Source organism: Namhaeicola litoreus (assembly GCF_042679565.1).
GTDB lineage: Bacteria > Bacteroidota > Bacteroidia > Flavobacteriales > Flavobacteriaceae > Namhaeicola > Namhaeicola litoreus.
Map to the genome: position 1 here is coordinate 1,154,073 of NZ_JBHTMY010000002.1, position 12,739 is coordinate 1,166,811.

The 12,739-nt window shown below is 34.8% G+C and carries 14 protein-coding genes; 2 read left to right on the forward strand and 12 right to left on the reverse strand.

Annotated elements, in window-relative coordinates:
• Positions 1–4: 4 nt before the first annotated feature.
• The 10 genes from ACFQ39_RS06890 to ACFQ39_RS06935 all read right to left on the reverse strand — a co-directional run bounded on the left by ACFQ39_RS06890 (position 5) and on the right by ACFQ39_RS06935 (position 6,863).
• A complete protein-coding gene (locus ACFQ39_RS06890; protein WP_377177392.1) occupies positions 5–1,264 on the reverse strand; it encodes a carboxypeptidase-like regulatory domain-containing protein in 1,260 nt (419 codons plus the stop codon).
• Positions 1,265–1,314: 50 nt separating this feature from the next.
• Positions 1,315–1,650 carry a hypothetical protein gene (locus ACFQ39_RS06895; RefSeq protein ID WP_377177394.1) on the reverse strand — a complete coding sequence of 112 codons (336 nt, stop codon included), beginning with the start codon at positions 1,648–1,650 and terminating at the stop codon, positions 1,315–1,317.
• An 8-nt stretch (positions 1,651–1,658) separates the two neighbouring features.
• Positions 1,659–2,285 (reverse strand): hypothetical protein, encoded by a 627-nt coding sequence (locus tag ACFQ39_RS06900; RefSeq protein ID WP_377177396.1) that lies wholly within the window; start codon positions 2,283–2,285, stop codon positions 1,659–1,661.
• Positions 2,286–2,347: 62 nt separating this feature from the next.
• Positions 2,348–3,766: a glycosyl hydrolase family 18 protein gene (locus ACFQ39_RS06905; protein ID WP_377177398.1), complete on the reverse strand. Its 1,419-nt coding sequence runs from the start codon at positions 3,764–3,766 to the stop codon at positions 2,348–2,350.
• Between the two features lie 64 nt (positions 3,767–3,830).
• Entirely contained in the window at positions 3,831–4,181 is a 351-nt protein-coding gene (locus ACFQ39_RS06910; RefSeq protein WP_377177400.1) for a DUF2116 family Zn-ribbon domain-containing protein, read from the reverse strand.
• 1 nt (position 4,182) lies between these two features.
• Complete coding sequence (locus ACFQ39_RS06915) at positions 4,183–4,620, reverse strand: YybH family protein (protein WP_377177402.1); 438 nt, start codon at positions 4,618–4,620, stop codon at positions 4,183–4,185.
• 8 nt (positions 4,621–4,628) lie between these two features.
• Positions 4,629–5,039 carry an SRPBCC domain-containing protein gene (locus ACFQ39_RS06920; protein WP_377177404.1) on the reverse strand — a complete coding sequence of 137 codons (411 nt, stop codon included), beginning with the start codon at positions 5,037–5,039 and terminating at the stop codon, positions 4,629–4,631.
• Positions 5,032–5,397 carry a nuclear transport factor 2 family protein gene (locus ACFQ39_RS06925; RefSeq protein ID WP_377177406.1) on the reverse strand — a complete coding sequence of 122 codons (366 nt, stop codon included), beginning with the start codon at positions 5,395–5,397 and terminating at the stop codon, positions 5,032–5,034. The genes ACFQ39_RS06920 and ACFQ39_RS06925 overlap by 8 nt, the downstream gene beginning before the upstream one ends.
• Before the next feature lie 46 nt (positions 5,398–5,443).
• Positions 5,444–5,902 (reverse strand): ester cyclase, encoded by a 459-nt coding sequence (locus ACFQ39_RS06930; protein WP_377177408.1) that lies wholly within the window; start codon positions 5,900–5,902, stop codon positions 5,444–5,446.
• A 154-nt stretch (positions 5,903–6,056) separates the two neighbouring features.
• On the reverse strand, positions 6,057–6,863 hold the full coding sequence (locus ACFQ39_RS06935; RefSeq protein WP_377177410.1) for a hypothetical protein: 807 nt from the start codon (positions 6,861–6,863) through the stop codon (positions 6,057–6,059).
• A gap of 203 nt (positions 6,864–7,066) precedes the next feature.
• Here ACFQ39_RS06935 and ACFQ39_RS06940 point away from each other — a divergent pair, with 203 nt between their 5' ends.
• On the forward strand, positions 7,067–7,402 hold the full coding sequence (locus ACFQ39_RS06940) for a single-stranded DNA-binding protein (protein WP_377177412.1): 336 nt from the start codon (positions 7,067–7,069) through the stop codon (positions 7,400–7,402).
• Positions 7,403–7,425: 23 nt separating this feature from the next.
• Here the strand turns inward: ACFQ39_RS06940 and ACFQ39_RS06945 are convergent, their stop codons facing one another.
• Both ACFQ39_RS06945 and metG read right to left on the reverse strand, forming a co-directional pair.
• Positions 7,426–9,552 carry a Tex family protein gene (locus ACFQ39_RS06945; protein WP_377177414.1) on the reverse strand — a complete coding sequence of 709 codons (2,127 nt, stop codon included), beginning with the start codon at positions 9,550–9,552 and terminating at the stop codon, positions 7,426–7,428.
• 12 nt (positions 9,553–9,564) lie between these two features.
• Positions 9,565–11,619, reverse strand: coding sequence for a methionine--tRNA ligase (gene metG, locus ACFQ39_RS06950; RefSeq protein ID WP_377177416.1), 2,055 nt, complete (start codon positions 11,617–11,619; stop codon positions 9,565–9,567).
• Positions 11,620–11,721: 102 nt separating this feature from the next.
• On the opposite strand from metG, the gene ACFQ39_RS06955 reads away from it, so the two are divergent.
• Positions 11,722–12,732, forward strand: coding sequence for a S66 peptidase family protein (locus tag ACFQ39_RS06955; RefSeq protein ID WP_377177418.1), 1,011 nt, complete (start codon positions 11,722–11,724; stop codon positions 12,730–12,732).
• Positions 12,733–12,739 lie beyond the last annotated feature (7 nt).

Sequence of the window (12,739 nt, forward strand, 5' to 3'; positions counted from 1 at the left end):
GGCATTAATCTTTTACCACATTGATATTGTTCCATATCAAACCGTCATCATTAAAAACTTGCTCCGGCATCTCTTTTCCGGGGTCGAATTTTTTTGAAGGTTCGATCGGACTTGCTTGTTGGTTAAATTCAATGACAGAAAAAACTTGTCCAATATTAATGTTGGCTTCTTCGTTTTTATCAAAAGACTTTCTTTTTTCTAATATGACATTGGCATCCCAACGAAATAATTGTGGAAACCATTGATTCTCATATTTTTGATATGTTATCGTTTTTGTAAAACGCGGATTAGCTATTTTAAGACCAACAGCAAAAAGGATTGGTTTTACCAGAAAGGGAATAGCGAATTTTCCTTTTTGCTCAACTTGAACGATGGCATATGTATCTCGACTAATTAAAATGGTGCCCGAATCTCGGATATAGTCTATAGACTTTTTTGCTTTGAAAACTATAGTCATTAACGGCTCACCATTGAGAACCGTTTCGTCACCAAAACTATATTCGTACTTGCTATAATGTTTTGGGTTCAAAAAGTTGGCATCATTGTCATGATAAATATCTATATCCAGCACACTTTCTGGCCCCCCAAAATCCATTTTAAATGAATCCTCATCCCATTCATCCTCCCATTCTTCACCCTTTTTTTGCGCTCTTTTCTTACTTTTCTCTCTTTTTTTATCTAACCATTCCCGCATAAATTTAAATTGCTGCGGATTCTCTTCAGGTCTGTATAAAAGCAATTGATGTTCGCTTTTTGCACTGTCTTGAAATGATTTGTAGTACGATCTAAAAACCCCTTCATGCTTGTTGATAATAGCGTTATTTTCTATAAATTTTTCTCTGTAATAAGCTGTAGTTGAAAAGGGTGCCTGAGGTGCATTTAGAGCCATATTCTCTCTGGCGAGCTCAATATAATCTAACGGAGAAAGTTTCGTGATTAAAACTTCATCTAAAACATTATTAGCCTCAGTTAAGGTAATTTCTATGCTATTCTTGATTATTTTGACAGGAATTTCATAATTATCAAATCCGATATAGGTTACAACCAAAGTATCCGACATGACCCTTTCTGGGATATACATTTCGAATTGTCCATTTTCATTGCTGATAGTGCCAAGCCTACTCTTTTTTAAAGTGATAGAGGCATAGGGTAATGGTTCGTTGTTTTTTTTATCCTTTACGTTCCCTTCAATAGAAAAAAATTGGGCATTTGCAGCAAAAACAAAGAGCAAAAAAATTGAATTGATTAAAAAACGAAATGACATATTGTTTTTTACCTAAGACGAAGAGGTTCTAAAATTGTTACAATTATTTCTTATTGCTTGTTGAGCTCCTCAATTTTACGTTTGCTGGGAAACCAAATCCACATGCCTAAAATACCGAGAAAAAAAATGAGTAGAGTCCCTCTTATTTTGTCTATTTGAGAGGTTGGCATTTTGGTCCACAAAAACCAAATAAAATAAAAGATGACAATTAAATTAAGCCAGACCAATGATTGATATAAGTTGTTGTCTAGCTGAACTTCGGGATAATTCTTTGCCACCACATAGAAAATGAGTGAAACATAAATAATCGTATGAAAAATCAGTAAACGTTTTAAGTTTTTTAATTCTGTTTTGAGTTTTTCGATATCGAAGTGGTCAGCATTCATTATTCAGATTAAATCAGGTCAAAATTATGCAAAAAGGTTTTGATACCAAATTCAGGACTTGAATAAACATTTTGTGATAAACCTTTTAAATGTTGTTTGGCCACTTCCATTGAAGCCTGGGCTAAAAAGACAACGTCCACTTTTGGCGCTATAGTACGAATTTTTTCTGCGATTACTAAACCGTAATTTTCAAAATCATTACTTTCATAAAAGGGCCAAGCATCAGAGCAATCACAAGGAACAATTTCAATCGTTTTATGGAGTTGTTCAGCTGATTTTAAAAGTAAATCTTCACTTGTTTTTTTGGTAGAAAGGGCTGTATAAGCCAATGCTATTCGTCGATAATTTTTTACCAAATATTTGGCTATGGGTAAATCTATTCGTTCAATTCCTTCCATATCATCACATTCCCCTCCGTAAGTAGAGCAAGTGCAAATGATTAATTTTGGTTTACTTGCTTTGATCTTTTCTACTTCTGCACAAAAAGTTTCATGATCCGTTTTTCCATTTACTAAAGCACTTGCTAGTATTTCTGCGTTGACAAAATGTTGTACCTCGATTTTGGAATTAAATTTTTTAACCAAATCGTCAAACTTTGGGATGTGAATGTCTGAAGTGTGAAGAAAAGCAATCATGTAAAACAAAAGTTTTTACAAAAGACAGCAATTATATTTAAAGAAAAACTAAAAATAAGATTTTATTGATTCAATATTTTTATCTGCGAAATGGAACCTTGATCATCATGTAATCTGACAAAGTAGATTCCGTTGGAAAAGGCAGAAAGATCGAATGAATTATTGATGAGTTCTATTGGTATTTTCTGACCAAAAGGATTATAAACAGCAATTGAATTTATTGCTAAATTTTTTGAGGAATGGATAAAGAATTTTCCATTTGAGGGGTTTGGAAAAACGGATAAAGCACTGCTTTCAAGATGATCTACAGACAATTGGTTGAAGAATTTAGCTGAGATAAGGTCCCATAATTCAGGTTTATCACCGTCGTAATTCAACGCCCAAATACCAATTCCACCAAGATTTTCCTGCAATGCGAGATCGTACTTCTTAGATAAACTTTGCTCATTATCTTGCCAAACCTGATTCCATTCCCCGTTTAACCATTTGTACCAAGGTGTTTGAGAATCATCATTCCAAATAAACCCACCTTTTGATATGGCTTCATCTGCTGCAGTTTTATAGAAAGTTGATCTAATGTATTTAATCACAGCAGAATTTGCTAGTCCGGTTGAAGTTGTCCAATATTTACCATAATAAGGTACGCCTAGAATTAGCTTATTCGGATTTTTTAATAGTGGTGCTTGATAATCATTGGTCAGACTTTTTGTAACAGAGATTCCTCCAGAAGGATGTACGAGTGGCGATACGGCTCCGGTTTTGCTGCTCCAACCCCCGTTATAATCATAGGCCATAATGATCAGATAATCTACAGCGTCGCAAAGACCATCTAAATCCCAACCTCCCCAGTTTACCGCAGGACCGTCAAATGAAACTTCTTTTCCGGGTAATTCTGTGTGGATAAATTCTGTGAGATCTTTCATGAAGTCGTTTAATAATGCACCGCGGTCTGCAGTATTTAAGCCTTCAAAATCTACATTTACGCCATCTAGTTGGTAAGTTAAAATCAATGATTTGATATTCAGTTTTAAGGTGTTTTGCGCCACAGGTTCAGTGAGGATTTTGTGTACAACCTCAGCCGGATCCTCGGCACCACCAAAATTAGTCAAAGTAAGTATTGTTTTAGTGCCAACAGAATGTGCATTGTTGATGATATCTGTCCAAGGCCAACCACTAGGATTCGTGATTTCTCCTTTGGAGTTGGTCATAAAATCGAACAAAGCGATGTGAGTAAGAAGTTCGTACTTCAAATTGGTTTTAGCATCAGCATATTCCCAATAGGGTAAAAAACCAAAGACCGTTAAATTTGATTTTGAAAAAGAAGATTTTAGTGGGACAATATCTTTTCCTGACAAAGCAAATTTAGGAACTAGATCTATATTTTGGCCCAACTCTTTCTTCTGTGAAGAATGGGTTTGCTGGCAGTAGGTTTGAAGTGTAATTAGAAAAAGAAAGAATACGGTAATTTGCAGTTTTTTCATTGATTGGATAAAAATATATCTCAAAAATAGTAAATAACCGCATAAAAACGCAAATATAAATCATCTATTCTCTTTTGATGAGCAGATAATAATCATTTTCCAATTTTAAATAGCCCTGGTCATATACGTAATAATAGGTGTTTCCATTTTTTGTGGTATAAATGGAGGTGAACAAATTAAAGTCGAATTGGTGGTCTGTTAATTTTGATTTTGGCAAGGTTGTTTTACCTGTGACATTTAAATCAGAAAGAATTTTATAATTTTTTCTGAGGTGATTATTTGTATTTCGGATAAGGTTTTTCGCTTCTCGATTTACCTTGTTATTATATGCATTTCTGCAATAATCGCTGCAAAACTTTTTGTCACTTCTACCTAAAATAGGTTCGCCACACTCGGCACAAGTTTTTGTTTCCATATTAGTTTGGTAATAAAGTATAATGGCCATGAATGCAGAGCCATTTGTTATTTTCTTTGACAAATATCCTTGTCGATTTACCTTTTGATGTAAAAACCTGACCGGAAGTTAACCCTTTATCAGACCAATAATAGGTGATCCATGCCACATCTCCTTTCACCGTAACTTTTGGATCGATCATTTCTGTATGAATATCTGAAGAATTTTTTAGCCAATTTTTGATGCCCTCTATTTCAGCAGCCTTTCCTGTTTGTAAAACAGGATCTGTTTCTCCGAATTGTGTAAAATCCGGATGGATAAATTGGGCATAACTTTCCAGATCATTTTTTTCGATGGCATCCCACATGTCAACCAAAGTATTTTTAATTTCCTCTTCTTGGGTTTGGGCGCAGAGCGATAAATGAATGAGCAAGAAAAATGCAGCTAGGGTCGGTTTCATTTTACAAATTAATTTGATTCAACGTATTTTTTGAAATTGTCAAGAATCGCTTGCCAACCTTCGCGTTGTTGTTCTTTCGAATAAGTTGCTTCAGTATCAAATGTTTCCCTCATATTAACTTCATTTCCCATTGGAGTAAATTCAATTTCAACTTTCCTACTGTCATCCAAATGGTATGAAATCATTTCTCTATCAATTACTATGTCATATGTTCCTGTAAAGTCAAACCCCATACCACCATCTTTAGCTTCCATTCGCCACACGAATTTTCCATTCGGCTTTAAGTCATTTTCTACTTTTGGACAACACCATTCATCAGTGGCAAAGTTCCAATTTTTAATGTGTTCATTTTTAGTCCAATAAAGCCAAACTTTATCAATATCAGCGCGAACAGAAGTTTTTACAGTAATTCTATCCATTATTATTTTTTTCTGTTATACAATAAGATGATATTTTTTCGATCTTATTTCTATTGTTAAAGAGGTACAGATCACAAGCAGAGATAAAATTTATTCGCTTGTCATTTCTTCTAAATTCCGCTGTTCCAAATACGATAACTTTGTTTTCATCGACCACAACTTCCTCAGTTTTAAAAATCGTTTGTACAGATTTAAAATATTCTGCTATCTGAATACAATTTTCCACAACGTCTTTTTTCCCCTCAAAAGTTTTCTCTCCAATAACGTTCCAAACTATTTCTTCGCTTAAAAAGTCTATTATTTGATCAAATTTTCCATTCGAAAAAAGTTCTGCTATCTCTTTTTTTGTAAGATCCATTTTTTCATTTTCTGTTAACTTTCAAAGTTTTTACCCCTTGGTCTTTTTAATTCCCCTTCAGTTGACTTTCATATTCATTGGCATCATAGGTACCGATCGAATTTTGGATAAGTCCTTCATTCATTGTCCATTCCTCAAATCCGCTAAAATCAACTTTATTGCCTGTTCCTTGCGGACCTAAATGAGTTCCTTTAAAAGTCCAGTAATACCTATAAGTTCCATTTTCTTTGGTCAGACTGTCCATTGTCAGTTCTAAATCAGGAAATGCCTCCATGTATGATTTAGCTGTTTCTGCTAATTGTTTTCTACCCACCGCTGGCGTACCCTTATTTACAGTGAGTGTTCCGTTCTCTGCGTAAAATGAAGCCATTTTTTCGGGTACTTTACTATTCCAGGCATCCGTATATTTTTGTCCGAATTCGACCATTTTTTCTAATTTCGATTTATTAGATTTACATGCTGTCATGATGATTAAGCTTATTAAAAATGTATATATAGTTTTCATGAAAATGCTATTTTTTAATTGGTTACAGCTTTTTAGTTATGATTTGTTGTGGTTAAACAAGCCAAAATTTTCTGCTAGCGATTATCTTTTTATTTTCACTAACTTTTGTTAAAATACAGAAAAACAATGAATTATAATAGTGGTTTGAAAACAGTTATTTAATTCTGCTATTAAATCGATCTTTCTTTTTATCGTAAGAAATAATTCCACTTTTGTTCTCTCCATTAAATTCCATTGTCACATGAAATTCCTTACCGTCTTCTAAAGATTTAATTTCGGAAGTAAATTTATTATGATAGAAATTTTGTAAAAGAGCCGATTTCAAGAATATTATTGTCCAATCATCAAACGTCAAACTTTTTATTGGTTGATTATTCTCCTCATAATTTTCAAGAAAGATGCTGTGACTATCCAATCCGAAATGGTATTGAGAATGTGCAAAAGCATTTCTTAATTGAGATTTATAACTATCTTTTATTACATCATATATTTTAAGATTGTGTTTACGAAAAACTTCTCGGATATGATTTTTTACAAATTTGTATTTCGATTCACTTGGTACTACTACATTCCAATCATATTCGCGAGAGTCACACAAGTCCGCTAGTTTTTTAAAGTTTCCTAAATTATGCTTCGATTCCCATAAATGAGTATAAATCATTAATTCAATTCCTAATGAAAATTTAGAATCAGTAGAATTTTCGGATAAAAACCCATATTGTTGATTTAAATATTGAAGTAAAAAGTCAACTCTGTGGCGATCATATAATTCAACTTTTGAATTTTCTAACTGCCACGGATTAAATTTAGTTTTATTAACTACTGTATCGTAAGATGATCGAGCTAAAAAAAGAATGTAGTCGTTTTTATTTTTTTCATTCTTTTTAGCAAAATCGAATGCTTCATTAACCGCCAAATCAACTTCTTTCCTTATTTGGATGAAATCATTTCGTCTAATCATTTTAAAAGGAATAATAATTTAATTGGTTTCAATCAGTTTTAAACCTAAAATTAAGCAAAATTATCCGTTTACAACCGTTTACATTCAATTACATACGAAAGTAAATGTTTAGTAACCGAATCGAGCTTTTCTGCTGTCTCATCTTTGCCTCATCAAAACTTTTTATAAACCAGTCTGTTCAATCAGGCGTAAAAATTTACATCATGAATAACTTAAGAAACCGCGTACAATTAATCGGGCATTTAGGAAACAAACCAGAAATCAAGACGCTAGATTCCGGTAAAAAAATGGCAAAATTCTCTATTGCTACCAACGAAACCTACAAAAACAACAAAGGTGAAAAGGTAACAGATACCGAATGGCACAATGTGGTGGCCTGGAATAAAACGGCAGAAATCGCAGAAATGTTTTTAGACAAGGGCAAAGAAATTGCTATAGAAGGTAAACTTTCTACCCGATCTTATGAAGACCAACAAGGGGTAAAAAGATACGTTACAGAAATAGTCTGTCAGGAGTTGTTGCTTTTGGGAAGCAAGTAAAAGAGAGCCTTCGGGCTCTTTTTTTATTTAATTTTCAAAGTGAGTTGAATTCTTTTTCGCGCTTTGTCCACTTCCAAAACTTTGACAATAACATGTTGGTGAAGGTGCACAATTTCATTGGGATCGCTCACAAATTTATCAGCCAACTGAGAAATGTGTACCAATCCGCTTTCTTTGATTCCGATGTCTACAAAGCATCCAAAATTGGTGATATTATTTACAATTCCAGGTAAAAGCTGACCTTCTCTTAGATCATCAATAGATTTTATATTTTCGTTAAAAGTGAAAATTTTTGCTTTTTCACGCGGATCTAACCCAGGCTTTTCAAGTTCTTTTAAAATATCTTGTAAGGTAGGTAAGCCGATATCATCGCTTACATATTTTTGTACATCAATACTTCGTAAGACAGTTGGATTGCCAATGAGGTCTTTCAGATCAACCTTAACATCTTTACTCATCCTTTTTACCAAGGCATAACTTTCAGGATGAACAGATGAGTCATCAAGTGGGTTTTTACTGTTTTTTACCCTTAAAAATCCGGCACTTTGTTCAAAGGCTTTGTCGCCTAATCTGGGAACTTGTTTTAATTGTTCTCTGTTATCAAAAGATCCATGCTCTGCGCGGTACTCCACAATTTTTTCTGCCAATTTTGGTCCGATTCCGGAGACATAGCTCAACAAAGACTTGCTGGCCGTATTTAAATTTACACCTACTTTATTTACGCAAACCTCAACCACCTGATCGAGTTTTTGTTTGAGTTTTGTTTGATCTACATCGTGTTGGTATTGCCCGATACCAATCGATTTTTGATCGATCTTTACCAATTCTGCCAAAGGATCGGCCAATCGGCGGCCAATAGAGACTGCGCCACGGACCGTAACGTCATAATTCGGAAATTCCTCTCTCGCAATTTTTGAAGCGGAATAAACAGAAGCTCCGGCTTCACTGACTACAAATACTTCGATGTCTTTTTGGAATTGAATCTTTTTGATAAAAGCTTCCGTTTCTCTGGAAGCAGTACCGTTACCTATAGCGATAGCTTCAATTTTATAGGCATTTACCAAAGAAAGAATTTTTTTGGAAGCCAAAGGCCTATCATTCTGTGGCGGATGCGGAAAAATAGTTTCGTTGTGTAACAAATCTCCTTGTTTATTCAGGCAAACCACCTTACATCCGGTTCTAAACCCCGGATCGATAGCCAAAATATTCTTCTCTCCCAAAGGAGATTCTAACAACAATTGGACGAGGTTTTTGGCAAAAACTTCAATCGCGGCCTCATCGGCTTTTTCTTTTACCTGACCTAAAATTTCGTTGGAGATAGAAGGAAATAAAAGTCTTTTATAGGCATCTATCAATGCTAAGCGGATGTGTTCTGAACTCTCAGAATTTTGTCTGATCAATCGCTGTTCAAATTTCTCAAGAATGTATTCGTTATCCAGATCGATCTTTACTTTGATAAAACCTTCTTTTTCTCCGCGTAACATGGCAAGCAGGCGGTGAGAGGGGCATTTGGAAATCGACTCAGAATTTTCAAAATAATCTCTGTATTTCTGGGCATTTTCATCCTCATTTTTCCCTTTTATCACTTTGGTAAGAAAAACACCATTTCGCAAAAGTTGATTTCGGAGCTCATTTCTAAAATCTGTCCTTTCATTGATCCACTCTGCCATGATATGACGAGCGCCTTCAAACGCATCTTCAAAAGATAATACCTCTTTGTTTAAATATTTTTTAGCAATTCCCTCCAGATTCGTAGCATTTTGGCTCATGATGATTTTTGCCAATGGTTCTAAACCATTTTGCCTCGCGATCTCGGCTTTGCTGTTTTTTTTTCTTTTAAAAGGAAGATATAAGTCTTCTAGATCTGATAAATTATCAGTAAAAAGTATTTTATTTTTGAGATCTTCGGTCAATAGATTTTGTTCTTCTATCGATTTTAAAACGGCAAGTTTGCGTTTTTCTAATTCTTCAAATAAAACTTTATATTTTTGAATATCAGCAATTTGAACCTCGTCTAAGCTGCCTGTTCTTTCTTTTCTATACCTCGAAATAAATGGAATGGTACAATCTTCATTAAGCAATTGAACGGTTTGCTCAATTCCTGTTTTTGGCAGCTGAGTTTGCTTTTGAATAAAAGAGATGATCTCCATGAAATCTTTATGTTAGCTGATGGATTCACCGTTTTTTACATGATCCATACCCGGTTCTATAAAAGTGAGTTTCCCCTCAGTATCTTCGGTCATCAAAATCATACCATGGCTATCCACTCCGCGAAGATTTCTCGGCGCAAGATTGACAAGAACGGTCACTTTCTGACCAATAATTTCTTCTGCGCTAAAATATTCAGCTATTCCGCTAACAATGGTGCGTACATCAATGCCCACATCAACCTTCAATTTCATTAATTTCTTGGTTTTTGGCATTTTTTCTGCTTCCAAAATGGTTCCAACGCGGATGTCTAATTTGGTAAAATCATCGAATTGAATGGTTTCTTTTTGAGGTTCTGCAGGCTCATTTTCAGCTGAATTACTTTTTTTGGTTGCCTCTAGTTTTGCCAATTGCGCATCAATTTGGACATCTTCAATTTTTTCAAAAAGTAAGGTTCCTTTTTCAATTTTTGATCCTATGGAAAGAAGTTCTTCGTTTTCTGAAACCAAGTTCCAATCTCCGTTTGGCAATTGTAAAATACCTTTTAGTTTTTCTGATGTAAAGGGTAAAAATGGTTCAGATAAATAAGCTAATCCGGCGGCAATTTGAAGAGCGACATACATAATAGTCTGAACCCTATCGGGATCAGATTTAATTTGTTTCCATGGCTCTTCATCTGCTAAATATTTATTGCCCAATCTTGCCAAGTTCATCAATTCTTGAGAAGCTTCTCTAAATCTATATCTCTCAATTGAATTGGCAAGTATTTGCGGATATTTCTTGAGTTGTTCTAAGACTTCCAGATCAATTTGTGTGAATTGATTAGGTTTTGGCACAATTCCCTCATAATATTTGTTGGTCAATACCACAACGCGGTTGATGAAATTGCCAAAAATAGCCACTAATTCGTTGTTATTTCTCGCCTGAAAATCTTTCCATGTAAAGTCGTTGTCTTTACTTTCTGGGGCATTTGCGGTTAAAGTATAGCGCAAAACATCTTGCTGATTTGGAAATTCGAGCAGATACTCATGTAACCAAACTGCCCAGTTTTTAGATGTTGAGATTTTATCGCCTTCTAAATTTAAAAATTCATTTGCCGGAACATTTTCGGGGATAATATAATCTCCGTGAGCTTTGAGCATCGCCGGAAAAATGATACAATGAAAAACGATGTTGTCTTTGCCTATAAAATGAACCATTTTCGTATCTGCATCCTTCCAGAAAGGCTCCCAATCTTTGCCTTGTTGAGCAGCCCACTCTTTGGTAGAACTTATGTAACCAATGGGTGCATCAAACCAAACATAAAGTACTTTTCCTTCACCACCTGCAACAGGTACTGGAATTCCCCAATCCAAATCACGGGTTACCGCACGAGGTTTTAATCCGTCGTCTAACCAAGATTTTACCTGGCCGAGTACATTTGTTTTCCAATCATTTTTGTGTTCTTCTAATATCCATTGTTTTAGCCAATTTTCATAGTCGTTCAAAGGTAAATACCAATGCTTGGTTTCTTTGAGCGTGGGTGTATTTCCTGTAATACTAGATTTAGGATTAATTAAATCTGTTGCGTTATGGCTTGTTCCGCACTTTTCACATTGATCGCCATAACTTTCAGGATTTCCACATTTTGGACAAGTACCGACTACAAATCTATCTGCCAAAAATTGGTTGGCCTCTTCATCATAAAGTTGCTGAGAAGTTTCTTCTATAAATTTATCGTGTTCATATAAATTCTTAAAAAATTCAGAGGCAGTATCATGATGAATTTTTGCTGAGGTACGAGAATAATTGTCAAAACTAATACCAAATTCTTCAAAAGATTTTTTGATGATGGCATGGTATTTATCGACCACTTCTTGCGGTGTAATTCCTTCTTTTTTCGCTTTAAGGGTAATCGGAACACCATGTTCATCGGATCCACAAACAAATGCAACCTCTTTGTTGTTTAGTCTTAAAAATCTGGCGTAAATATCTGCCGGAACATAAACTCCTGCCAAATGGCCGATATGAACAGGACCGTTTGTATAAGGCAAAGCTGCCGTAATGGTGTATCTTTTTGGATTGTGCATGTACTTAAATTAAAGACCACAAAAGTAATAAAAACCACATAACATCTGTTTGACCCCTAATTTTAAAAAATGTTTACATTTACGTTTCTTAAAATAACTCTAATGCGTCCTATTTTAACACTTTTTATTACCTGTCTTTTTTTATTGCCAAACTTTGTATTAGCTCAAGATCAATCTGGATATGCTACCTCAATTACAAGGGATGTTGTTAAACCGCCCTATTTAAAAAAAGGGGATACGATTATGATATTGGCTCCTGCCGGTAGAATTAAAGATAAGAGTTCTGTAGATCAAGGAATTGAACTGGCCAATCACTGGGGTTTGGTCGTTTTTCTTGGAAATCACTTGTTTTCTCAAGATAATACTTTTGCAGGAACAGATGGAGAAAGGTTGGAAGATCTTCAAAATGCCCTGGATAACCCAAGTATAAAGGCCATTTGGTGCGCTAGAGGAGGTTATGGTGCGGTTAGGATTGTTGATGAATTAGATTTTACAAGATTCATGCAGCGTCCGAAATGGATCGTAGGCTATAGCGATATCACTGTATTGCATAATAAACTGAACCAATTGGGTGTAGAATCTATTCATGCACAAATGCCTTTAACGCTCAAATTGAATGAACCCATTCAAAAAGAATCTATTACAGCTTTGAAAAAGTCACTTTTTGGAAAAAAATTGGGTTATTCATTTGATGGTTCTACCAAGAACAGAAATGGAGAGGCAACAGGGCAATTGGTTGGTGGTAACTTATCGATTGTTTATAGCATGTTGTCATCAGATATTGATCTGAATATGGACGGTAAAATTTTGTTTGTAGAAGATGTTGGTGAAGCTTTATATCATATTGATAGAATGTTGATTAGTTTGAAAAGAGCCGGTTATTTTGAGAAATGTGCCGGATTGATAGTTGGAGATTTTAAATTAAAGAGCAATGAAGGAAACGAGTTTGGGGAAACATTAGAAGACATTGTAAACCGAGTAACAGAAGGTACTGATTTTCCGATTTTATTTGATTTTCCTGCCGGACATATAGATGATAATAGAGCTTTAATTTTAGGAGATATTGTTGAATTGAAAGTTTCTGATAATAAATCAAAACTGACCTTTAAATAGAGAACGG